Source organism: Helcobacillus sp. ACRRO, from assembly GCF_022347125.1.
Taxonomy (GTDB): Bacteria; Actinomycetota; Actinomycetes; order Actinomycetales; family Dermabacteraceae; genus Helcobacillus; species Helcobacillus massiliensis.
The window spans coordinates 13,255-36,779 of record NZ_JAKRNG010000026.1 but is presented as its reverse complement, the minus strand read 5'-3'; the positions used below and the strand labels follow the sequence as shown (position 1 = coordinate 36,779).

Annotated in this window: 20 protein-coding genes and 1 tRNA gene; 11 read left to right on the top strand and 10 right to left on the bottom strand. The window is 69.1% G+C overall.

What is annotated here, in order from left to right; all coding sequences use genetic code 11:
- Positions 1 to 316: 316 nt before the first annotated feature.
- From MHY20_RS09395 to MHY20_RS09355, 9 genes are all read left to right on the top strand, one after another.
- The gene (locus MHY20_RS09395; protein ID WP_183377143.1) at positions 317 to 1,720 is read left to right on the top strand and encodes a CCA tRNA nucleotidyltransferase; all 1,404 of its coding nucleotides are present in this window, start codon (positions 317 to 319) and stop codon (positions 1,718 to 1,720) included.
- A gap of 160 nt (positions 1,721 to 1,880) precedes the next feature.
- The gene (locus tag MHY20_RS09390) at positions 1,881 to 4,421 is read left to right on the top strand and encodes a transglycosylase domain-containing protein (protein ID WP_239376384.1); all 2,541 of its coding nucleotides are present in this window, start codon (positions 1,881 to 1,883) and stop codon (positions 4,419 to 4,421) included.
- Positions 4,422 to 4,735: 314 nt separating this feature from the next.
- Entirely contained in the window at positions 4,736 to 5,026 is a 291-nt protein-coding gene (rpsF, locus tag MHY20_RS09385; RefSeq protein WP_183377123.1) for a 30S ribosomal protein S6, read from the top strand.
- Between the two features lie 45 nt (positions 5,027 to 5,071).
- The gene (locus MHY20_RS09380) at positions 5,072 to 5,674 is read left to right on the top strand and encodes a single-stranded DNA-binding protein (protein ID WP_239376382.1); all 603 of its coding nucleotides are present in this window, start codon (positions 5,072 to 5,074) and stop codon (positions 5,672 to 5,674) included.
- Positions 5,675 to 5,877: 203 nt separating this feature from the next.
- Entirely contained in the window at positions 5,878 to 6,114 is a 237-nt protein-coding gene (rpsR, locus tag MHY20_RS09375) for a 30S ribosomal protein S18 (RefSeq protein WP_183377125.1), read from the top strand.
- Positions 6,115 to 6,137: 23 nt separating this feature from the next.
- Positions 6,138 to 6,611 carry a 50S ribosomal protein L9 gene (gene rplI / locus MHY20_RS09370; protein ID WP_239376380.1) on the top strand — a complete coding sequence of 158 codons (474 nt, stop codon included), beginning with the start codon at positions 6,138 to 6,140 and terminating at the stop codon, positions 6,609 to 6,611.
- Between the two features lie 600 nt (positions 6,612 to 7,211).
- On the top strand, positions 7,212 to 8,768 hold the full coding sequence (locus MHY20_RS09365) for an amino acid permease (RefSeq protein WP_239376378.1): 1,557 nt from the start codon (positions 7,212 to 7,214) through the stop codon (positions 8,766 to 8,768).
- Positions 8,769 to 8,901: 133 nt separating this feature from the next.
- A complete protein-coding gene (locus tag MHY20_RS09360; protein ID WP_239376376.1) occupies positions 8,902 to 9,663 on the top strand; it encodes a hypothetical protein in 762 nt (253 codons plus the stop codon).
- Between the two features lie 214 nt (positions 9,664 to 9,877).
- Positions 9,878 to 9,961: transfer RNA gene (locus MHY20_RS09355), tRNA-Leu, on the top strand.
- Between the two features lie 90 nt (positions 9,962 to 10,051).
- Here the strand turns inward: MHY20_RS09355 and MHY20_RS09350 are convergent.
- The 6 genes from MHY20_RS09350 to MHY20_RS09325 form a co-directional block, all read right to left on the bottom strand.
- Positions 10,052 to 10,708: a hypothetical protein gene (locus tag MHY20_RS09350; RefSeq protein WP_239376374.1), complete on the bottom strand. Its 657-nt coding sequence runs from the start codon at positions 10,706 to 10,708 to the stop codon at positions 10,052 to 10,054.
- Between the two features lie 113 nt (positions 10,709 to 10,821).
- On the bottom strand, positions 10,822 to 11,415 hold the full coding sequence (locus MHY20_RS09345; protein ID WP_239376372.1) for a hypothetical protein: 594 nt from the start codon (positions 11,413 to 11,415) through the stop codon (positions 10,822 to 10,824).
- 251 nt (positions 11,416 to 11,666) lie between these two features.
- Positions 11,667 to 12,296, bottom strand: a complete 630-nt coding sequence (locus tag MHY20_RS09340; protein ID WP_239376370.1) for a hypothetical protein — start codon at positions 12,294 to 12,296, stop codon at positions 11,667 to 11,669.
- Between the two features lie 373 nt (positions 12,297 to 12,669).
- A complete protein-coding gene (locus MHY20_RS09335; protein WP_183377131.1) occupies positions 12,670 to 13,323 on the bottom strand; it encodes a hypothetical protein in 654 nt (217 codons plus the stop codon).
- A gap of 221 nt (positions 13,324 to 13,544) precedes the next feature.
- A complete protein-coding gene (locus MHY20_RS09330) occupies positions 13,545 to 13,892 on the bottom strand; it encodes a hypothetical protein (RefSeq protein ID WP_183377132.1) in 348 nt (115 codons plus the stop codon).
- Between the two features lie 47 nt (positions 13,893 to 13,939).
- Positions 13,940 to 14,536 carry a hypothetical protein gene (locus MHY20_RS09325; protein ID WP_183377133.1) on the bottom strand — a complete coding sequence of 199 codons (597 nt, stop codon included), beginning with the start codon at positions 14,534 to 14,536 and terminating at the stop codon, positions 13,940 to 13,942.
- A gap of 233 nt (positions 14,537 to 14,769) precedes the next feature.
- Here MHY20_RS09325 and MHY20_RS09320 point away from each other — a divergent pair, with 233 nt between their 5' ends.
- Positions 14,770 to 16,371, top strand: coding sequence for a serine hydrolase domain-containing protein (locus MHY20_RS09320; protein WP_239376368.1), 1,602 nt, complete (start codon positions 14,770 to 14,772; stop codon positions 16,369 to 16,371).
- Between the two features lie 24 nt (positions 16,372 to 16,395).
- Here the strand turns inward: MHY20_RS09320 and MHY20_RS09315 are convergent, their stop codons facing one another.
- Complete coding sequence (locus MHY20_RS09315) at positions 16,396 to 17,355, bottom strand: hypothetical protein (protein WP_239376366.1); 960 nt, start codon at positions 17,353 to 17,355, stop codon at positions 16,396 to 16,398.
- Complete coding sequence (locus MHY20_RS09310) at positions 17,343 to 18,329, bottom strand: helix-turn-helix transcriptional regulator (RefSeq protein ID WP_239376365.1); 987 nt, start codon at positions 18,327 to 18,329, stop codon at positions 17,343 to 17,345. Before MHY20_RS09310 ends, MHY20_RS09315 begins: the two co-directional genes overlap by 13 nt.
- Before the next feature lie 279 nt (positions 18,330 to 18,608).
- On the opposite strand from MHY20_RS09310, the gene MHY20_RS09305 reads away from it, so the two are divergent.
- Entirely contained in the window at positions 18,609 to 19,370 is a 762-nt protein-coding gene (locus MHY20_RS09305; protein WP_239376364.1) for an SDR family oxidoreductase, read from the top strand.
- 77 nt (positions 19,371 to 19,447) lie between these two features.
- Here the strand turns inward: MHY20_RS09305 and MHY20_RS09300 are convergent, their stop codons facing one another.
- Both MHY20_RS09300 and MHY20_RS09295 read right to left on the bottom strand, forming a co-directional pair.
- Positions 19,448 to 20,083 carry a phosphatase PAP2 family protein gene (locus MHY20_RS09300; protein ID WP_239376363.1) on the bottom strand — a complete coding sequence of 212 codons (636 nt, stop codon included), beginning with the start codon at positions 20,081 to 20,083 and terminating at the stop codon, positions 19,448 to 19,450.
- A 113-nt stretch (positions 20,084 to 20,196) separates the two neighbouring features.
- Positions 20,197 to 23,508, bottom strand: coding sequence for a DEAD/DEAH box helicase (locus MHY20_RS09295; RefSeq protein ID WP_239376362.1), 3,312 nt, complete (start codon positions 23,506 to 23,508; stop codon positions 20,197 to 20,199).
- Between the last annotated feature and the right edge of the window lie 17 nt (positions 23,509 to 23,525).

The window sequence follows — 23,525 nt, the reverse complement described above, 5'->3', positions numbered from 1 at the left end:
GGCCGGTCGGTGCGGAGGGGGCCGACGGGGCCGGGCGGATAGACTGGGCGGACAGAGCTGCGGCGCTCGCGGCCTGCGGCACCACTGCGATGCACAGAAGCATGAGGAGCGCGCTGATGACAGCACGCACCCCCCTCATGGTCGCCTGGGTCCGCATGACCACTACTGTAAAGTGCCGAGCCCCCGGACGCAGAGGCCGCGCCGCCATCTGCAGACGGCCATCACGAATCCCACACGAAAGAGCCCCGTGAGCGAACCCGAGAACGAGACCAGCCGCCCCGACGCCGTCGAGCAGGCCCGCACCAGAGCGGAGAAGATGTTCCGGGCCCTGCCCCAGGAGATCCACGACCTGGGCCGCCTCTTCGAGGACGCCGGGCATGAGCTCGCCCTCGTCGGCGGCCCCGTGCGCGACGCCATCCTCGGCCGCTCCAGCAGCGACCTCGACTTCACCACCAGCGCCCGCCCCGACGACACCGAGGCGATCCTCAAGCGCTGGGGCGGCACCATCTGGGACATGGGCCGCGACTTCGGCACCCTCGGCGCGCAGAAGGCCGGCGTGCAGGTGGAGATCACCACCTACCGCTCCGAAACCTACGATCCGCTCTCCCGCAAGCCCGAGGTCTCCTACGGCGACACGATCGACGGGGACCTCTCTCGCCGCGACTTCACCGTCAACGCGATGGCGGTGCGCCTGCCGTCCCTGGAGTTCATCGACCCGTTCGGCGGCCTCGAGGACCTCGCCCACGGGCTGCTGCGCACCCCCGTGCGCGCCGAGCAGTCGTTCAGCGACGACCCGCTGCGGATGATGCGCGCCGTCCGCTTCGCCTCCCAGCTCGGCTTCGAGATCGAGGATGCGACGGCCGCCGCCGTCACCCAGCTCGCCGAGCGCATCGACATCGTCTCCGCCGAACGCGTCCGCGACGAGCTGGTGAAGCTCATCAACGGCGCCGAGCCGCGACGCGGCCTCGAGCAGATGGTGGACCTCGGCCTCGCCGAATACGTCCTGCCGGAGCTGCCCGCGCTGCGGCTGGAGCGCGACGAGCACCACCACCACAAGGACGTGTACGAGCACACGCTCACCGTGCTGGAGCAGGCGATCGACCTCGAGACCGACGCCGACGGCCCCTGCCCCCGGCCCGACTTCGTGCTCCGCTTCGCCGCCCTCATGCACGACATCGGTAAACCGGACACGCGCCGCTTCGAGAAGGGCGGGCAGGTCACGTTCCGCTTCCACGAGATCGTGGGCGCCCGCATGACCGCGAAGCGGATGAAGCAGCTGCGGTTCGACAAGGACACCACGAAGGCCGTCACCCGCCTGGTGGAGCTGCACCTGCGCTTCCACGGCTACGCCGACGGCGAATGGACCGACTCCGCGGTGCGCCGCTACGTCACTGACGCCGGCCCCGTGCTGCAGCACCTGCATCGCCTCACCCGCGCTGACTGCACCACCCGCAACAAGCGCAAGGCGCGCCGTCTCGCCTCCGCCTACGACGACCTGGAGCGCCGCATCGACGAGCTCGCCCAGCAGGAGGAGATCGACGCGATCCGCCCCGACCTCGACGGCAGGCAGATCATGGAGATCCTCGACCTCGCGCCCGGGCCCGTGGTCGGCGAGGCGTACAAGCACATGCTTGAGGTGCGGATGGACGAGGGTCCTCTCAGCCAGGAGGAGGCCACCGAGCGGCTGCGCGCCTGGTGGCGGGCCCGCAGCGTCGACTGACGCTCGCCCCTGGCCGCCGGGCCCGGGGCGCCGCGCGGCGCCCGGAGGAATGGGGACGGTCTGTGCAGATGAGGTGTGAACTGAATCGGGTGCAGGTGTTCACCACCAGGGAATGGACCTAGGCTCTGATCACTCCCATCAATCGGAAGGAATCGACCGCGTGAGCGACAAATCGTCAGGCAAGGATCCTCACCGCCCCAGCCGGGCGGCCAGCGGATCGCGCCGCACCGTGCGCACCCCCGGTTCGGAGTCGTCGGGTCGCCGCAGCACCGGAGCCGGCGCCGCAGCCGCCTCCACCAGGCGCACCCCTGCCGGTGGTCGGCGCCGTCGCGCCGCCGGGACGGCCGCGGCCGGTTCCGCCGCTGCCCGCCCCAAGGGCAACATGATCGGCTGGCCCCGCGCCGGCAAGAAGGGCCTGTGGCGCTGGATCCCGTCCTTCCGTCTGCTGGCCCTCGTCGGTGCCCTGCTGATCCTCGCCGGTGTCGGCGTCGGCGTGTGGTTCTACAACAGCACCGACGTCCCGGAGCCGACGGACGTCGCAGTCGCCCAGACCTCCCGCGTCTACTTCTCCGACGGCACCACCCTGATGGGTGAGTTCAGCGAAATCGACCGCACGATCCTGCCCTCGGACGAGATCCCGCAGAACGTGAAGGACGCCGTGGTGGCGTCCGAGGACTCGTCGTTCTACGAGAACCGCGGCGTGTCCCCGAAGGGCATTGTGCGCGCCTTCGTCAACAACGTGTCCGGCGGCGCCCAGCAGGGCGGCTCCACCATCACCCAGCAGTACGTGGAGCGCTACCACACCGGCACCCAGACCGGCTACCTGGGCAAGGCCCGTGAGGCCGTGATGGCGCTGAAGATCGACCAGGAGCTCTCCAAGGACGAGATCCTGTCCCGCTACCTCAACACCATCTACTTCGGCCGCGGCGCGTACGGCATCGAAGCGGCCGCGCAGGCGTACTTCAACAAGCCGGCGAAGGACCTCAGCGACTCCGAGGCCGCGATGCTCGTGGGCCTGATCCCCGCGCCGTCGTCCTGGGATCCCGCGGTGAACGAGAAGATGGCGCAGCAGCGCTGGGCTCGTGTGATCTCCCGCCAGGTGAACGACACGAAGACGCTGACCGAGAAGGAAGCGGACGCGATGGAGTTCCCCGAGGTGAAGAAGCCGAAGAAGGAGAACCGCTTCGGCGGCACCAACGGCTACCTCCTCGCGGAGGTGAAGAAGGAGCTCGAGGCGAAGGGCCTGACCCCGGAGGAGATCGACACCGGCGGGTACCACATCGTCTCCACGATCGACAAGAAGAAGCAGCAGTACGCCGTTGACGCCGTCAACAGCCTGCCGGAGGACCGCCCCGAGCGGAACCATGTCGGCACGGTCACGATCGACCCGAACAACGGTGAGATCGTCTCCATGTACGGCGGCAAGGACTACATCACCCAGGGCCGCAACGACGCCACCCAGTCGCGCATGCAGGCCGGCTCGATCTTCAAGACCTTCACCCTGGTCGCAGCCCTCGAGGACGGCTACGGCCTCCGCTCCCGGTGGGACGGCGACTCGCCGAAGGACATCCGCGGCTGGAAGGTGAAGAACTTCGGCAACACCTCCTACGGCCGCGTGGACCTGAAGAAGGCCACCACCAACTCGATCAACACCGCCTACGGGCAGCTGAACTTCGAGATGGGGCCGGAGCGCACGAAGGAGACCGCGATCAAGCTCGGCCTGCCGGAGAAGACCCCGGGCCTGGACGGCGACGTCACCAACGTGCTCGGCACCGCGTCCCCGACGGTGCGGGAGATGGGCGAGGCGTACGCGACCATCGCCTCCGGCGGCATCTACCGCCCCTCGCACATCGTGCGCGAGGTGAAGAACCCCGACGGTTCCGTGCGGTATAAGCCGAAGGACGAAGCCAAGCGTGTGCTGGACGAGGGCGTGGCCACCAACGCCATCGAGGCACTGACCGGCCCGCCCTCGCAGCAGGGGTCGGCTCGCCGTGTCGCCCAGAACATGGACGGCCGCCCCGTGGCCGGCAAGACCGGCACCTCCGAGAAGTTCCACTCCGCATGGTTCGTGGGCTTCACCCCGCAGCTCGTGACGAGCGTGGGCATGTTCCAGCCCACCGAGGACGGCAAGGGCTCGGAGTCCCTCACTCCGTTCGGTGAGTTCGATCAGATCACCGGCGCCACGTTCCCCTCCCTGCTCTGGGTGGACATCATGAAGCCGTCCCTGGAGGGCGAGCCGTTCATGGAGTTCCCGCCGCCGGGTGACCTGCCGCAGAAGCAGCGCTCGAAGACTGATGAGAAGGCCGTGTCCGAGCAGCGCCAGAAGGAGCGTCAGCAGCGCCAGGAGCAGGAGAAGGCGCGCCAGGAGGAGCAGCGCCAGCAGAAGGAGGAGCAGGACAAGAAGACCGAGGAGGAGCGCAAGAAGCGCGAAGAGGAGAAGAAGCAGGAAGAGGAGAAGAAGAAGCAGGAAGAGGAGAAGAAGAAGCAGGAAGAGGAGAAGAAGAAGCAGGAAGAGGAGAAGAAGAAGCAGGAAGAGGAGAAGAAGAAGCAGGAGGAGGAGCGCAAGAAGCGCGAGGAGGAGGAGAAGAAGACTCCCGCCCCCACCACCCCTGCTCCGGCACCGGATCCTGCTGATCCTCCGGCGACGCAGCCGACTGCGGACAGCCCGGCCGCTGATGCGCCCGGCACTGCCCCGCGCTGATCGACTCCGCTCCTGCGGCGCTGGGCTGCTTCGCCACTGTGCCGCTCCATCACTGCGCGAAGGCGCCGTCCCTCCCCGGGATCATGGGGACGGGCGGCGCCTTCGCCGTTGCCGGCACCCGTCAGCCCCTGCCGGCGCCCGTCGGCCTCCCCGGTCGCGCGGGTGAGGCTTATGCCACCAGCGATCGCTCTTCTGCCCGGTCGCTGGGCGCGGTAGGGTTGGAGTTCGTGTGGGCGGACCTCGCCCACCAGCATGACCCTCCTGCCACGGAAGGACCGTGGCCGCGATAGACCACAGGAGGTGGGTATACACACATGCGTAACTACGAGATGGTTGTGATCCTGGACCCGTCGATTGACGAGCGCACCGTTGGATCCACGTTCGAGAAGCTTGTGCAGGTCGTCCCCGCTGAGGGCGGCAAGATCGAGAACGTCGATGTCTGGGGCAAGCGCAAGTTCGCCTACGAGATCAACAAGAAGGCCGAGGGCATCTACGTGGTCCTCTCCTTCGTCTCCAAGCCCGAGACCGCTGCCGAGCTCGACCGTCAGCTGGGCCTCAACGAGTCCGTGCTGCGCACCAAGCTGATGCGCACCGACGCCAAGTGATCTAGTCGACCTCCGTACACGAACCTCATCAGGGAAGAGAAGGCAATGGCTGGCGAAACCGTCATCACCGTGGTCGGCAACCTGACCGCGGACCCCGAACTGCGATTCACGAACTCCGGAGTGCCCGTGGCGGGCTTCACCATCGCGTCCACTCCGCGAACCTTCGACCGTCAGGCCGGGGAATGGAAGGACGGCGAAGCCCTCTTCCTGCGCTGCTCCATCTGGCGCGACGCCGCTGAGAACGTCGCCGAGTCCCTCACCAAGGGCACCCGCGTCATCGCTCAGGGCCGCTTGAAGCAGCGTTCCTTCACTGACCGCGACGGCAACAACCGCACCACCATCGAACTCGATGTCGATGAGATCGGTCCGGCTCTGCGCTACGCCACGGCCAAGCCCACCCGCGTTCAGCGCGGCGGTGGCGGCGGCGGCTTCGGCGGCAACCAGGGCGGCGGCTTCGGCGGCGGCCAGGGCGGTCAGCAGGGAGGCTTCGGCGGAGGTCAGGGCGGCTACGGTCAGAACCAGGGCGGCCAGGGCGGCTACGGCAACCAGGGCGGCTACGGTCAGGGCCAGAACCAGGGCGGTCAGGCACCGCAGGACGTCGATCCGTGGGGCGGCTCCGGCGGTGCTGAAGAGCCCCCGCCCTTCTAAGATCCCTCACCGGCCGCACACGCGGCCAGCATGACCTCCACGCGCGGCCGGCACGGCTGCGCGAGGCGGTCACGGATCCGTCGGCCGGACCTCAGCGGTCCGCCGGCCGGGAAGCCCCGGCGCCCGACGGGTTCACAACCACACCTATTCACCCCATCCCGGGCTGAAACCCCGGGCTCCATGAAAGCTGAAGGAGCACCACGATGGCGAAGCCAGTTCTTCGTAAGCCGAAGAAGAAGCAGAACCCGCTGAAGGCGGCCGGCATCGAGTCGGTCGACTACAAGGACGCTGCACTTCTCCGCAAGTTCATCTCCGACCGCGGCAAGATCCGCGCACGCCGTGTGACCGGCGTGTCCGTCCAGGAGCAGCGCCAGATCGCCAAGGCCGTCAAGAACGCCCGCGAGATCGCTCTTCTGCCCTACTCGACCACCGGTCGCTGATCAGGAAAGGAAGAGACACTCACATGGCAACCACCACGAAGCTCATCCTCACCCACTCGGTCGCCAAGCTCGGCGCTGCCGGCGAGGTCGTCGAGGTCAAGTCCGGCTACGCACGCAACTTCCTGCTGCCGCGCAGCCTGGCCACCCCGTGGACCAAGGGCGCACAGCGTCAGATCGAGCAGATGGCCGCTGCACGCTCCAAGCGTGCGATCGCTTCCCTCGAGGACGCACAGGCCCTGCGCGACCTGCTGAAGACCCGCCCGCTGGTCATCGCTGAGCGCGCCGGCGAGTCCGGCCGCCTGTTCGGCGCCGTCACCTCCGGTGAGGTCGCCGACGCCGTCAAGGAGACCTTCGACCGAGAGATCGACCGCCGCACCGTGGCGTTCGACGCTCCGATCAAGACCCTCGGCGAGTACACCGTCACGATCCACCTGCACGACGAGGTCGATGCCAAGGTCATCGTCCAGGTCGTCGCAGCGAAGGGCGCCCGCGCCTGATAGCGACGCTGGTCGCGTGATCGTCTGAGAACCCGCTGGTGGTGGGGCTTCGGCCCCGCTGCTGGCGGGTTCCCGCATGCCTGCGCGCGGGTTCCGCGTCGCGCGGTCGGCGGTTGCCCGTGTCCCCGCTCGGGCCACTGCTCGCGCCTTCGGCTTGAACTTGCGGGGAATCATCCACGCCTGTGCTCCGGGTTGTGAACTTGTGGGGAATCATCCACGCGTGGAGGGCTTCTGAGGTGGATGATTCTTCCCAAGTTCGAGAGGGGGTCTGGAGAGGTGGATGATTCTTCCGAATTTTGGCGATCGCCCTCCCGGGGGCAGGGATGAGCAGTGCGCACGGCGGCAGTGAGCATCGCGGCATCCCGGGGGGCAATGAGCATCTGGGTATCCCAGCTGAGGGAAGGGGCGCACATCGCAGATCGGGCCGGTGGTGCCGATGTTGAATCGGTGGAGCCCGGTGCCGATGCCGACCCAGTGGAGCCCGGTGCCGATGCTGATTCGGCGGAACCAGGGGCCGGCGGCGATTCGGCGGAACCAGGGGCCGGCGGCGCGTCGGTGGATTCGCCTGCGCCAGCTGTGACCGTGGGGTACTTTGGCCGGATGGACAACGAAGATACCCCCTCGAGCGGCTCCCACTCATCGGGAACCCGCTCATCCCATCCCTCCGCACAGTCCGACCCGCAGCGTCCCGCAGCATCGAGTTCCGGCACCGTCGCCGGCCCCGGCACGGGCAGCACCACCGCAGACCCGGCCGCCGTCGGCCTCTCCCGCACGCTGTCCCACCGCCAGATGGCGATGATCGCGATGGGCTCCGCCCTCGGCACCGGCCTGTTCCTCGGGTCCGGGCAGGCGATCGCCGTGGCCGGACCTGCCGTCATCATCTCGTTCGCGATCGGCTCCGCCATCGCCGCCACCATCGCCCTGACCATGGGTGAGATGGCGTCCCGCTACCCCGTGCGCGGCGGCTTCGGCACCCTCGCCGCCCGGTTCCTGTCCCCGTTCTGGGGCTACCTGGTGCGGTGGCTGTACTGGTTCGTGACCCTGTGCGTGACCGGCGCTGAACTGGTCGCCTGCGCCACCTACCTGCAGTACTGGTTCCCGCAGGTGCACCTCGGGTGGGGCATCCTCGTGTTCGCCGTCGCCGTGATTGCGGTGAACCTCTACAGCGTGAACTCCTTCGGCGTGATCGAGTTCTTCCTGTCATCCATCAAGGTGATCGCGGTGCTCGCGTTCATCATCGTGGGCCTGTTCTTCGTGTTCGTGGGCACGGGCAGCCACCCGGCGCCGGGACTGCAGAACTGGACGAACGACGGCGGCTTCCTGCCCAACGGCATCGGTGCCGTATGGCTGGCGATGAGCATCGTGATGTTCTCCTTCGGCGGCATCGAGCTGCTGAGCGTCTCCGCCGCTGAGGCGAAGAATCCGGCGCGGTCGATCCGCGTGGCGGCCCAGACCACGATCGTGCGGCTCGCGTTCTTCTACGTGATGGCGATCGGCATCGTGGTGGCGCTGGTGCCGTGGCAGTCGGCGGCGCAGGCCGACGGGGTCGAGCAGTCCCCGTTCGTCCGCGTCTTCGACTACGCCGGCATCCCGGGCGCCGCATCCATCACGAACTTCGTGGTGCTGATCGCGGCCCTGAGTGCCGCGAACGCGAACCTGTACGCGTCGAGCCGGATGATGCATTCGCTGTCGGTGGACCGTCTCGGCCCGGCGTTCGCGCGCTACACCACGCGTCGCAATGTGCCGCTGGCGGCGATGAGCCTGACGATCGTGTTCATCGTGGCGGTGGCGATCCTCGCCGCGACCGGGGTCGGCAACATCTTCGGTCTGCTGATGGCGATCGTGGTGTTCTCGGTGACGCTGGTGTGGGCGCTGATCCTCGTCACATACATCGCGTACCGGCCCACGCGCGACGGCCTGGAGACGTTCCACGCCCCCGGCGGCACCGTCATGGCGGTGCTGGGCCTGATCGGGCTGGTCTTCGTGTTCTCGACCGTGGTCGCTGTCGAGTCGATGACGCTCGCGGCGATGCTGGGTGTTCCGGCGGTGGCGCTGATGGCGATCGCGTACGCCGCGGTGTTCCGCAGGCGTGTGGATGCTGCGGAGATCGACGAGTCGTTCGTGGAGGCGGAGCAGGCCCGTACGCTGACGGACTGAAGCCCGGGCCGTGTGCTCGAGAGCAGAAGGAGGCGGGCGCAGCTGTGCCCGCCTCCTTCGTCGCTCTCCTGGGGCGTCCCGTCTACTGTGAGGGTGTCGGCACAGTCGCCGGCATCGCCGAGAGGAGATCCTGATGACCCCGGTCCGTTCCCGCAGCCCGTTCTCGTCCGCCCGGCGCCTCAGCGGCATCACGGCTGGTGCCGGCATCGCCGCGCTGCTGCTCAGCAGCTGTGGCGGTGTCACCCCTGATGGGGAGGAGCCCGACGCGTCCTCCACGTCCACTGACTCCTCCACGTCCGCAGGGCAGGACTCCTCGTCCGATGGCGGGGCCCCGACGGCCGGTGCGGATGGGACTGCAGCCTCCGACGGCGGCACGTCCGACGGCGGTGCGTCCGATGGTGGAGCCTCCGGCGGCGCATCTGACGCCGGCGGCGCCCATGGCGAGGTGAAGGGCGCCCCCGAGGGGAAGGGCGTCCTGACGGTGACGCCGATGGTGACTGCCCGCGCTGATGGTGACGAGACCGGGGGCGCGCTGGTGACAACGGGGACGCCGCTGCAGAGAGAACTCGCGACGCTCGTGGCGGATCGGCAGGATTCGAACCAGCTGACGGTGGTGTCCTTCGGCCAGGGCGGCATGTTCGGCGTGGACCAGGAGGTGCCGAAGGCGGACGTGGAGCAGATTGCGATGAGTGCCCTGGGGAAGGTGGGTCTGGAGAAGGACCTGACGGCGGTGGACTGTGAGGGGCCGCTGTCGCAGTCGCAGAGCGCCACGGCGTGCACGTTCACCACGAAGCACGGCGACACGTGGCAGGGCTACGCTTTCCTGGGCATGACGCCGTCGCAGGACATGGGGCTCACGGTGCTGATCCCCACGGAGGCGTTCCCCGCCGAGTGATCGCGCCGCCGACCGCGGCTGTCGGCCTCCGGGCTGCGGGCCGCGCGCGGGGTGCGGGCCGACGGGTGCTGCCCGCCCGGTGAACGGTCAGAACAATGGCATACGACACATGTGCGGCCTGCGGGTGGCGCCCGAGTGGACCAGTCCCGGGGCGCGCCCTATAGTTGATCATGCTTCGGCGTTGGTCGTGCTTGACACCCGGCTCCGAAGAGACGCGCAAGTGGCGGAATTGGTAGACGCGCACGGTTCAGGTCCGTGTGCCTTCGCGGGCGTGGGGGTTCAAGTCCCCCCTTGCGCACAGATGAGGCCCCGGCCGATCAGCAGATCGGGCCGGGGCCTTCCGCATGTCCGGCAGTGGGAACTGGCCGGTCAGCCGTCTGCGCTGGGATCAGCCCATTGCCTTCATCATGTACTCCATCACCTTGGGCTCCTTCTGGCCGCAGGTCACGAGGGCGGTCATCATCTGCTCCTCGTTGCCGGGCTTGCTTGGCAGGTCCTCGCCCTTGGAGATCGCCACCTTCGACTCATCGGACAGGTGCGGGTAGATCTCTTCGCTGAAGCAGGTGAAGAACCGGTCGAACTGCTCGTCGGTGATGCCGGCTTCCTTCATCTTGCCGAGCGAACCGTCCTCAGCAGAATTCGCCCGCACCTGCTTCACGGTCGAGGCGATGAACTCCTCCTTCGACGGCACGTCCTTCGGATCCACCGTCTTCGCGGACGCATCATCCTTGTCATCGTCAGCGTCAGCGTCATCGTCATCGTCGGCGTCATCGGTGGGGGCGCCGGGACTGGTCGACGCCTTCGTGTCAGTGGGGCCGCCATCGGATGCGTCGGTGTCATCGCTCGGGTCCGCTGACGCGTCGGAGTTCGCGTCGTCGGTCTTCTCGCTGGGCTTCTCCGGCGGCGCGGTGGTCGCCGGCGACGATGCGGGCTCCGTGGTGCTTTCACCCTCGGTGCTGGAGCTGCCGCAGGCGGCGAGGCTGATGGTGAGCACGGCGGCGGCGCCGACGGATGCCAGACGGGCGGCGATCCTTCGAGTGCGCATGGCACCCTCCTCGTGGTTGATGCCGGGCCCGGTGCCCGGCGCATGGTTCCAGCGTAGAGAGGATGCGGCGTCCCGTCAGCGGGTCGCCGGGTGGAGGAGTGCCCATCGCGCCGTCATTGCGTCACCAGGTCGATGGCGCAGGCGTCGATCGCGTTCTCCACGAGGGTGTTGTCCTCCTCGGAGATGGTGGCGTACTTCTCACTCTCCTTGTTGGAGATGATCTGGAGGGTCTCGTCGGAGACGTCGTCGTAGGTCTTGTCGGCAACGCAGCGCCACGTGTCGTCCATGTCCTTCTGCGTCAGGCCGTTCTTCTTCAGCTCCTCCTGCGAGGGCGTGAACGTCCGCATCGTCTCCACGAACCCGTCGGTGTACTCCTGCTTGCTGACGGGCCGGGCAGCGCCGCTGTTCGCCGACGCCGACTCGGAAGGGGACGCGGCCGGGCTGGAGGGCGACGCAGCCGGGCTGGAGGGGGACGCGGCCGGGCTGGAGGGCGACGCAGCCGGGCTGGACGGGGAGTCCGACGGGGACGCGGAATCCGTCGGCTTCTGAGGGGAGGTCGACGCCGGCGCGGGCGACGCCGACGGCGACGGGTCCTCACCACCGGCGGTGAGGGAGCCGATGGCGCCGCAGCCGGTGAGGGAGGCGCACAGCAGCGCACCGGCGGTGAGGAACAGCGCGGAGGAGCGGGGGCGGAAGGGGAGAGTCATGGGGACATCCTGTCGGTGAGTGCCGCGGCGACAGTGCAGCAGCATGGGAGGCCCGCACACACGGGTTGGAATGACAGTACCCCGCCCGGGCAGTGCCGAGCGGGGTACGTGTCCCAACGGGGGCGTCGGCGCCGGTCAGGTGACCGGGCCGATCAGCAGATCGGGCCGGGGCCTTCCGCATGTGTGGGTGCGGGACCCGTTGGCGCGCGCTCGCCCTGCCCTTCACGAGGCCAGGCGCGGCAGGAGTCGGGTCATCCCTTCATCTCCTCCATCATGATCTTCAGCATCTCCGGGTCATCCTTCCCGCAGGTGACGAGGGCATTCATCATCACATCGTCCGAAGGCGGTTCGCCCGACGGGGTGTCACCGTTCATTATCGCGACCTTCGCCTCGTCCGACAGGTGCGGGTAGATCTCGTCGCTGAAGCAGGTGAAGAACCGGTCGAACTGCTCGTCGGTAATGCCGGTGGCCTTCATCTCCCCGAGGGCGCCGTCCTCCTCGGCGGAGGTGCGCAGCTCCTTCACCAGGTATGCGGAGAACTCATCCTTGGATGGGACGTCCTTCGGGTCCACCGGGGTTGGGGTGGCCTTGTCAGTGCCGCCGCCCTCGTCGGTTCCGGTGGTGCCGTCGAGGTCGTCACCGCGCGGGGGCTTAGCGCCGGTGGCGCGCTTCCCGTCGGCCGACGCGTCCTTGCGGTCGCCAGCGTCGGCGTCCTCAGCGGGGCTGGTCTCCTTCGGCGGGGAGGTGATGGTCGGCGTCGTCGTCGGCTCCTCCGTGCCCCGGCCTTCGGTGGTGGAGCCGCCGCAGGCGGCCAGGCTGATGGTGAGCACTGCCGCGGCGCCGACGGAGGCCAGACGTGCAGTGAGCGGTCGAGTACGCATCGCGTCCCCCTCTTCTCAGGTGCCGGGCCCACTGCCCGGCGTCTGTACCCAGCCTAGAGACGACACAACGGGCAGTCACGCCGACAGCGGGTGCAGGAGTGCCCATGCGGCAGGCCCGTCAGGCTGGTGCCCGCCTGCGGTCAGGAGACCAGTTCGACGGCGCAGGCGTCGATCGCGTTCTCCACCAGGGTGTTGTCGGCGTCCGGGATGGTGGCGATCTTCTCGCCCTCTTCTGCGGCGATGATCGTCCGCGTCTCGACGGGGTCGGGGCCACATGACAGTACCCCGCCCGGGCAGTGCCGAGCGGGGTACGTGTCGCAACGGGGGCGTCGGCGCCGGTCAGGTGACTGGGCCGATCAGCCGGGTGGGGAGATCAGTTGCCGCCCTTGCCGGAGTCCTGGCCGTCACCGGGGGCCTGACCGTCACCGCCGGGTGCCTGGCCCTGGCCGCCCTGGTTCTGCTGGAGGGCCTTGTCCAGGCCGAGCTCCGAGACACAGGTCTGGGTGGCGGTGGCGAGCGCCTGCTGCTCCTCCTGGGTGACCTGCGCCGGGGTCTGCGGATCGCCGGTGGCCAGCGCCGCCTTCACCCCGTCGGACATCTCCGGGAAGGACTTCTCGGCGCTGCACTTCAGGAGGTCATCGACCTGCTTGTCGTTCAGGCCGGCGGCCTTCATCTGGTCCGCCATGCCCTGCGCCTTCATGATCTTGATGAAGCCGTCGGTGTAGTCCTCCTTGGAGGTGGGGCCGGCTGCGGCGCCGCCCGCGTCAGAAGCACCGCCCGCATCGGACGCGCCACCGGCATCCGACGCGCCACCGGCATCAGAGGCGCCGCCGGCATCGGATGCACCCCCGGCGTCAGACGCCCCAGCGTCCTGCGTGGTGTCCGCCGGCTGCGAGGACGACGAGCTCGACTCCGCGGGCTTCTCGTCCTTCTTGTCATCGCCGCACGCAGCCAGGCCGAGGGCCAGCAGGCCCGTAGCGCTCAGCGCGACGATCTTCTTGCCGTGGGTGCGGATGGTGGTGCTCAATTCGGTTCTCTCCTGTATCAGTGGATTGTTCCGGGAACGGGCCGACTGTTCCATGCCAGCCTGACCGTGCCATGAACAGAGTCTGGGCATCTGATCACGCCTCCCGCTGATGCGGGGACGGCCGGACCCCGGGCATAGAAGAACCCGTCGCCTCCCACAGGAAGAGAAAGGGGGAGGCCGACGGGTTCCGAGTTCGTGTCAGTGACCGTCGATGGCCCGGGTCAGCCGATGATCTTGGAGGCGCAGCCGTCGGCCGCCTTCTCCACAGCCTTGTAGTCCTCGTCACTGACCTTGGATTCGCCGTCGCCCTCAGCGATGAGCTTCTGGCCGCGGCTGGAGACGTTCGGCTTCACTTCCTTGGCGATGCAGGTGTAGAACTCGTCGATCTGCTCGTCCGTGATGCCGGACTCCTTGAGCTTGGCGCGGTCGAAGCCTTCGGCGGCCATCATCTTCTCCATGCCCTTGGCGAGCTCCGCCTCGGACGGCTCCGAGCCGCACGCGGCGAGGCTGCCGGCAAGGACGAGGCTGGCGCCCAGGGCGGCGATGGCGCGACGGGTGGTGGTGATCATGATGTTCTCCTTTGGGTTGAGGAGGTGGAAAAAGGGGATGGCCGGGATCAGCCGATGGTCTTGCTCACGCAGGTGTCGATCGCGGAGTTCAGCACCTTCTTCTCCTCCGGGGAAAGCGGGGCGTTGGAGTCACCGTCGGCGATGGCGCGCTTCAGCTTCGGGCTCAGCGACGGGGCGGACTCTTCGACAATGCACGTGAAGTAGTTGTCGATCTTCTCGTCCGAGATGCCGCTCTCCTTGAACTTCTCGCGGGAGTAGCCGGCCTCAGCGGTCATCTTCTCCATGCCCTTGGCCATCTCGTCAGTGCTCGGCTCCTTGTCGGGGTCCGCGGAGGAGTCATCCGTGGTGGGGGCCGCCGGGGTGGTCTCCGCCGGGGTGGTCTCCGCAGGAGTGGTCGCCTCCGGGGTGGACTCCTCAGGAGTCGTCGCCTCGGGAGTCGTCTCCTCCGGCGTGGTCTCTTCGGGGGTGGTCTCTTCGGGGGTGGTCTCTGCCGGGGCGGAGCTCTCCTCCGTGGGCTTGGCGTCGGTGTCCGAGTCCTGGTCGCCGCCGATGCCGAGGGCGCCGCAGCCGCTGAGGCTGAGGGCCAGGACTCCGATGGCGGCAAGAGAGGCGGCGCGGGCACGGGTGCTGCGGATGGTCTTCATGAGGGGCTCCTTATGAATCGGAAGGGCGGTGATGGCTACAACTGTTGCACCACTTGCGATTCCTGCCGATGGGGACATGTGACCCGCGCATGGGTACTTTGGTGAACAGTCGGTGACCAGGAGGTTCGCAGGGCGGCCCCGAACGTGCGGGCGACCTGCCCGAACACCCTGCGGGGCCGGCGTCCCCATGGGAGAATCGTCCCGGTCCATCACCGATGAGCGAAGGAGCCCCCGTGACCGCCACCGCCACCACCGGAACGTCCGCATTCGTCCGCGAGGATGAGGCTCTCTCCCGGGAGGCGGTGCAGTCCGTGGTGGACCAGCTGCCGCAGTGGCTCAGCACCCTCGGGGATCTGCGCCGCCTGTCCGGCCTGCAGGTCGCGATCTGGCACGACGGCGACATCGTCTTCGACTACGCGCAGGGCACTGCCGACCCCGAGACCGGCACCGAGCTGCTGCCCACCCATCGACTGCGCATCGCTTCGCATTCGAAGATGTTCACCGCCCTCACCGTGATGCGGCTCGTGGAGCAGGGCCGCATGCGACTGGACGACGCCGTCGGCGACCTCGTGGACGACCTCGCCGACACCCCTGTCGCCGACCGCACCATCCGCGACCTCCTCTCCCACTCCGCGGGCCTCACCCGCGACAGCTCCGACTCCCGTTGGTGGGCGCTGCAGACCCCGTTCGCGGACCGCGCTCAGCTGATCGAGATCGCGCGCGACGGCGCCGTGGTCGCCGAGGCCGGCATCCACCTGCAGTACTCCAACATCGGCTACGGCTTCCTCGGCCTCGCCATCGAAGCGGTCACCGGCCAGTCGTTCGAGGACGCCGTCACCGACCTCGTCCTCGATCCCGTCACGGCGGAGGTGGAGCGCGACAGCGACCGCACCCTCCACCTGGGCGCCGATCTCCCGGAGGGCGCCGCCGGACCGGAGCAGGCCGACGGGTTCGCGTACGGCCACACGGGCCTCATCCACGGGGACCGCCGCGCTGTTGAGCAGATCAGCACCGGCGCACTCGCCGCCGCCACCGGCTTCTGGGCCACCGCCGCGTCCATCGCCGAGTTCACCGGCCGTGTCTTCACCGACAGCGCTCTGCTCACCGACCGGTCCCGCCGCGAAATGCGCCGCAAGGTGTGGACCCTGCGCGAAGGCGGGCACTACGGTCTCGGTCTCCAGCAGGGCCGCTTCCACGGCTTCACCGCCCTCGCCCACTCCGGTGGATTCCCCACGGGGCTGTCCCGCACCTGGGCAGTGCCCGCGTCGCGCCTGTGCGTCAGCGTCATCGGCACGTCCACGGACTCGCCGTCATCGGAGATCGCCGTCGGCATCCTGGGCCTGCTGGCGCTCGCAGCCGGGCGCCCCGCCCCCGACGCGGACATGTTCGAAAGCGCCGCCGCGGGCGGCGGAGCAGCCGTCGGCCGACCCCGCCCGAAGGAGCTCGCCGACCAGCCCTCCGTCACCATCGGTGGTGAGGAGATGACGGCGGAGCAGGTCGCGGGGATCGTTGAGGGCACGTACAGCGCGGGCTGGGGCCGCACCTGGGTGGCGCGCCTCGGCGACCGCCTGTTCGAGCTGCCCCTGTCCTCCTACGACCCCGCCGCCGGCGCCATCGAACTCGCTGTCACCGGCACCCGCCCGGACGCGATCCTCGACGGTGTCCCGTGCGTGGAGCTCACCACCTGGGGCGACACCGGGTACGGCTCCTACTTCGAGCCCGTTCTCGCTCGCGTCGAGAACGGCCGCTGCACCGGCCTCGTCGACACCGGGCAGGTGGCGGTCCCGAGCGAGGACTTCGAACTGCCCGAGCGGATCCGCGCCCCCAAGGCGTGACGGCCGGGTGGGGGCGTCGGCCGGTCACCACCGGACCCAGACGTCCCCATCCTCGCCATCGACGGCGACCGACTGGATCGACGCCGCCACCGGCGCCACTGTCGTCGACGAATCCGGGGTGGTCTGCCCCGCCCGGCGCCGACGCCACCCCGCCACATACTCGGGCTCCGGCACAGTCCGTGTCGCCTCCGGCAGCAGCACGGACGCCACGCACGCATTGAACGGGCGGGTCGCCACCGTATGGAATCGGCGACGCCCATCGTCACCGGGCTGACCCGCCCCCTCAGCGGCCGGCAGCACGGCCTCGATCGCCCACGCGTCATCGATCGCCAGAGGATGCGGCAGCAGCAGCTCCACCACCGTCAGCGACGTCCCCGGCACCGGCCACCATTCGCCCACCTGCGCGCCGTCGATCCGGATGGGTTCGCGCGACAGGTCAGCAGAGTCCACCGCGACGTGCACGCAGTTCATGTCCGCCAGCGACGACGTGAACGTGAGCCGCAGCGTGACGGTGGGTGCCGACGGGTCCCGCAGATCCAGCTCGGACAGCAGCATCAGCGGCCGGTGCCCCGGCATCGGCGTCACCGTGCACGCCCGCCGAGAATCCGCCATGACACGGCACAGGGTGGGGAAATGGTCATGGCAGGAGTGCTCCGCGAGCTCGGAGGACTCCACATCCAGCAGGGTGCTCAGACTGCCCGGCCGCAGCTGCAGCACCTCTTCGATCGTGGCCACCGCCCGGCGGGTCGAGCCGCGCGCCGGCGCACCCTCGCCCCTCGACCAGGTCCGCAGAGTCGGCGCCGACACCGATGCGCCGCGCTTCTTCAGCGCCTGCGCCAGGGACGCGTACGTGAACTCCCGCTCCGTCATCGCCGTGGCCAGCGCCTCCGCGAACGTGTCACGGCGAACGCCCATGTCAGCGGCAGGATCCGTCGGCCCCGTCGGCTCCGGGTGGTGCACCGCCTTCGTGTTCATCCGTCCCACTCCCACTCCATGCAGATGCCGCCGTTGGCGACGAACTCATCGGTGGTGACCAGCAGCAGGGCGCCGTCCTTCGAGTCGTCAAGGAACTCCGTCCCCTCCGGCTGGGAGGCCATGTTGTGCCGGCGGATCTTCGGCCTGCGCGGAGGGCAGTCCGGATGGAAGTGCAGCTCCATGCCCAACTGGCCGATCGCGTTCGTGGTGCGGACGTCGTACAGGGGCCTCGACCGCGGACTGTCCAGCCGGCTCGGGGTCATCTCGTACTCCACGTACGCCATCTGCCCGCGCTCCAGCGGCTGATCGAGGATCAGCTCGAACACGGTCTGCCCCGATCCTTCGAACACGCGCTGCCGGCCGATGCGACCGCCCGCGCGCACGTTGACCCGATGCGGATTCCGGTCACCGTGCGCATCCGGGAACGTGGCCTGCAGGGACCGCTCACCGCGCGCCGCCACCGCCTGGAAGATGTGGGTGCTGCGCGCACCCATGAACTGGCCGTTCTCGTTGTACCAGACAGTGCAGTGCATGAACGCGTTGCGCAGCTCCGGCGGGCCGTCCAGCCCCACCTCCCTGCGCACCTGCGCGTACTCCTCGCTATGGTTCAGCACTTCGGGACGGGTCCGGATCGACGCCCACCACGACTCCGACCCCTTCTCCACCTGCTGCTCCGCCGCCGTCAGATAGCCCGGCGGCGTGTCCAGGATCGACTCCAGTGCCTGCAGCGCGCGCAGCGACTGGTCGCGCCACGGCTTCGTGCGGCCCGTGCGCCACATGCTGAGAGTGGAGGCGGACACGCTGACGCCGTGCGACTTCAGATGCTCCCGCATCCGGTGCAGGCTCAGGTTCCGCCGCTGAACAGCGGCCTGGAAACGGGTCGGAAAATCAGGATCCGACGGCAGATCCGACGGCAGCGGTTCATCGCCGGTGTTCAGGAACGGCGGCCGCGAATCAGGCGATGCCGACTTGGGATCCTGCACGACGAACCCCCGTGTTCCTGTTCGTTCCTGCTCGGCGGCCATCACGGCCGACGGATGCTCAGCGTGCCGTGGACCGACGCGTCACACCGTTTCCTACAGCGCTCAACCTACCACCGTGCCCGTGTCTGATTCGCGCAGTTCAGAGCATAACGGTGATCCGTGTCCATCACAGGGTGTTGGCACCCGTCGGCCGCCCTTCCTAGCCTGGAGGCACCAGCGAGACCGAACCCGTCGGCGCGCCCCACCGCTCGCCGACCCCGCGGCCCAAGGAGCCCCATCGTGCACACCCTCATCACCGGCGCCTCATCCGGCCTCGGCACCATCTTCGCGGACCGCTTCGCGCGCCGTGGCCACGACCTCATCCTCGTGGCCCGCCGCACCGACCGCCTTGAAGCCCTCGCCACCCGCCTTTCGAGCGGCTACGGCATCGACGTCCAGGTCATCGGCCAGGACCTCGCCCGCGAAGGCGCCCCCGAGGCGCTCATGACCGAGATCGAACGCCGCGGCCTCGAGGTCGATGTCCTCGTCAACAACGCCGGGTTCGCCACCATCCGCCCAGTCAAGGACTCCACCCCGGGCACGCTGGAGAAGCAGGTGCAGCTCAACTGCGTCACCCCCGTCGGCCTCGCCGCCCGCGTGCTGCCGGCGATGCGGGAGCGCGGCCGCGGCACCATCATCAACATCGCCTCCACCGGCGCGTACCAGCCGATCCCCGATATGGCGGTCTACGCGGCGTCGAAGTCGCTCGTGCTGTCGTTCAGCGAAGCGCTCTGGTACGAGGAGAAGAAGCACGGCATCCGCGTGCTCGCCGCCTGCCCCGGCCCGATGAACACCGAGTTCTTCGACAACGCGGAGGCGACCGGGCTCGCCCTGCCGATGCAGAGCCCCGACCATCTCGTGGACACCACGCTGAAGAAGCTCGAGGGCAGCGCCCCCAGCTTCATCGACGGGTTCGCGAACACCGTGCTGGCGAAGGTGATCATCCCGCGGGCGCCGAAGAAGCTGGTGCTGAAGGTCGCGCACCGCATCGCTCTCGGCTGACCCTCTCGGGCGAGCGGCGCTCAGGGGGCCGACGGGTGCTCGCGCTGGCCTGGTTCCGCGACGATCTTCTCGGACGGCTACCAGGAGCTGAGCGCGATCGCCGCCCCGGCGCCCACCAGTACCCCGCCGACGGTGTCCGACGGCCAATGAACCCCCAGGTAGATGCGGATCAGCGCCGTTGTCACCACCCACGCCGCCGCTGCGGCGATGAGGGCTGCGCGGGCGCGTCTGGTCCGGACGGCGCCGCACAGGACGAGAACAAGGACGATCGCCGTGACCAGCGACGCCGCGCCCGTGGAATGACCCGACGGGAACGCCGGGCTCGTCTCGTGCACCAGGCGAAGGGTCTCCGGTGGCCGCTCCCGACCGGAGACCTCCTTCAACCAGTCCGTGAGGACCCCCGCGCCGGACGTGGACGCGATGACCAGCAGGCCGGACCACCAGCGCCTCGTGGCCGCGACCAGGGCGATCACCGCGACCGCGGCGAGGGCCACACTGCCGAGCGGGCTCGCCAGCGGCGTGAACAGCTGCGCGATCCCCGTGAGGGCCGAAGTGCGGGCGTCGATCGCGGCCGTGGACAGCGTCTGGTCCGCGGCAGTGAGTGCACTGGTGCGGGTGAGCAGGCCCACCAGGAGAGCCGCAGCGATCAGGGCGAGGCCGGTGAGCAGGCGCGCTGGGGAGAAGGCGGGGCTGGGGCGAGCGGGGCGCGGCATAGACCCACCGTAGCCCGGTCAGAACGCGAACAGCCCCACACTCAGCGCGTTCGCCTTCACGGCGACGGTGAGGCGGGGGCGAGCGAATCGGGCGAGCTGGACGCGGGCACGCCCTACGCCACGGCCTTCGCGGCGAGGAACAGGTCGCCCGGCATCGCCCGATCCAGGCGCCACTGGATCTGCATCGGCTTCGACCCAGTGGCCGAGACGCACGTCGCCGTGCCGAGACAGGTGTACGGCTCCGTTCCGATGTCCCCCGTCTTCGTCTCACGCACGAACAGGACCACGGTCGAGGACCCGTCGGCGTACCGCCGGCCGGTGGGGCTGTCCGCCCCCGTCAGCGACTGCGACTCCCAATGCATCTCCTGCTGGTTCAGCGCATAGTCGCGGTACAGAGTGGACGGGGAGAAGTCCGCCTCCGACTTCTTCAGCGTGATCAGCAGGATGTCCGTGTTCAAGGCCCGCACGTACTTCACGCCCTCACGGATCGACCCGGGCTTCTCCGCATCGAGCGTCCCCACCCCGAGCCCCGCCAGGAGCTCCTCGCGGGTGTAGGCGGCGTGCGTGCACAGCGGCGACACCGCCCCCAAACGGCCCTCCAGCGCTCGCGGCACCGTGTCCATCTGCTCAGCACGCACCTCGAAGATCTGCAGCAGCTCACCCACCACTGCCGGCAGAGACCGCAGGTGCTCCACGCCGGCAGCGACCGCCGCCTCCCGCGCCTGAACCGAATCGGTCGATCCATCCGACCCGGTGAACGCCTCCCCATCAGGACGGGTGAAACCGCCCGGGAAGAACGAGAACACCAGCATCGCCGCCGCCAGCTTCGTGGGCGCATCAGCTGCGGCGAGGTCCACCCGGTTCAGCAGCAGGTCGCGGTAGAGGCGCAGCCGGACCGGGTCATCCACCGCCGTGAACGCCCGCGCCCGCTGCAGCAGCCGTTCCTCCTCCGCGCTCGGCAACCGGATCAGGTCCGTGCCGAACGCCCAATCCGACACGCTCCGCCACGACGTCGACCGCTTCGACCCCTGATAGGTGCGCGTCGACGCCCGCGCCCCGTACACGTCCTCGAGCGTCCGATCCGCCTCCTCCAGGTACGCCCGCAGCGTCAGCTCTCCCACGGACCCGTCGGCCGCCACACCGGCGTGAGAGCGCACATCCGCCACCAGCTCCCGCGTGGTCATCTCCATCTGGGTGCGGATCGACTGCACCACGATGTCCTGCGCCGTCTCATCCAGCACGATCTCGCACCCCGGCGCCAGGAACGGGAAGCCCTTGCGCACCTGGTCCTCGAGGCGGCGCCGGCTCGTGCCCGTCAGCGCCCGGAACTTCAGATCGAAGCGGAACGACCGGTTCTGCTCACCGATGAAGTCCAGCACCGTCAGCAGCGCCTTGCCGTGACTGCGGCGCAGACCGCGCCCCAGCTGCTGCAGGAAGATCGTCGCCGACTGCGTGGGCCGCAGCATCAGGATCGTGTCGATCTGAGGAATGTCCAGGCCCTCATTGAACAGGTCAACCGCGAAGATGCACCGCAGATCCCCCGCCCGCAGAGCCGTCAGCGCATCCCGGCGCACCTCCTGCGGCGACTCACCCGACAGCGCCACCGACGCGATCCCCGCCTCGGTGAACACCTCGGCCATGAACTGCGCATGCGCCACGCTCACACAGAACCCGAGCGCCCGCATCCCGGCCACATCGGTCACCGTGGTGCGCAGCGCCTCGATCACCCGCGCCGCGCGGTCCCGGTTGTGGGCGAGGATCTGCGCGAGCTGCTGTTCGTCGTACCGGCCGCGGGCGAAGCGCACCTGCGTCAGGTCGGTCCCGTCGGCCACCCCGAAGTAGTGGAACGGGACCAACAGGTCCTCTTCCAGCGCGTCCCACAGCCGCAGCTCGCTCGCGATCCGGCCGTCGAAGAACTCGGCGGCGACGCTGACCCCGTCGGCCCGCTCCGGTGTGGCCGTCAACGCCAGCAGCTCCTCCGGCCGCAGGTGCTCGAGGACGCGGCGGTACGAGGAGGCGCTGGCGTGGTGGAACTCGTCCACCACCACCACCTGGAAGGCCGACGGGTCCACCTCGTCCAGCAGACGCGCCTTCGACAGGCTCTGGATCGACGCGAACACGTGCCGCCACCGCTGCGGCCGCTGCCCGCCCACCAGGACCTCCCCGAACGTGTCGTCCTTCAGCACCGTGCGGTACGTGCGGCGCGCCTGCTCGATGATCTCCTGCCGGTGCGCCACGAACAGCAGGGTGGGCCGCGGCCCACTCGGTGGGCAGAGCCGCAGGTAGTCGAGCGCGGCCAGGATCGTCTTGCCGGTGCCGGTCGCCGCCACCACCAGGTTCCGGTGCCGGTCATGCAGGGTGCGCTCCGCCTCCAGATGCTCCAGCATCCGCGCTTGATGCGGGTACGGGCGCACATCCACGTGCGCGGTGGTGATCGCCAGATCCTCGCGGGGCCGCGGCGCCGGCGCGCTGCGGACCGACTGCCGCGCGATCTCGGACGTCAGCAGGTCCAGGTCCCGCGCCGGATCGAACGGGACGAACTCGTCGGACTCCCAATACGTGGAGAACGCGGAGTCGAACTTCTCCAGCAGCCGCGGAGTCGCCGTGCTGGACAGCCGCACGTTCCACTCCAAGCCGTCCACCAGCGCCGCCGAGGACAGGTTCGACGACCCCACATACGCGGTGCTGAACCCGGTGCGGCGGTGGAACATCCACGCCTTCGCATGCAGCCGCGTGGTGTCCGCCGTGTACGAGACCTTCACCTGCGCGCCGTACTCCTGAGCCAGCCGCTGCACCGCGGTGGCGTCCGTGGCGCCCATATAGGTGGTGGTCAGAACCCGGATCGGGATGCCGCGCTCTCGGGCTCGCTTCAGGCTCGCGTGCAGGATCCGCAGCCCCGAGTGCTTGACGAAGGCGCACAGCAGGTCGATGCGGTCGGCGCTGTCGATCTCCTTGAGCAGCTGACTGGACAGGCTCGGATCGTGCTTCGCGTTGGTGAGCAGGGCGGCGTCCCGCAGCGGGATCTCCGGGTGCGGCGGTGCGGCGACGAGCGGGTCGGCGATGCTGCGCAGCAGGCGCGGCCCCGGCATGATCGTGGAGGCGGGGGCGCTGTCGCGGGCAGGGGCGGCGGCATCGAGCAGGTCGAGGATGCGGTTGGCGAGGTCGATCTGGTCGCTGGTGTCCTTCATCTGGTCGAGGACGCGGCGCAGACGCTCCGCTACTTCCACGGTCAGCACATGGGCGGCGTCCGCGGCGTCCACGGCAGCGGGCTCCTCGACGCGCAGGCCGGCATCGCGGGCCTCCTGGATGAGGTGGAGGAGGCCGACGGTCTCTACGCGCTCGTAGAGCCCCGGGGTGAGGGCGGGTGCTGGGCGTGGGGAGGAGGCGGCTGGTGAGCCGCCCGTGGGGGCCGAAGGTTCCTGCATATCGGCAGCCTAGGGCC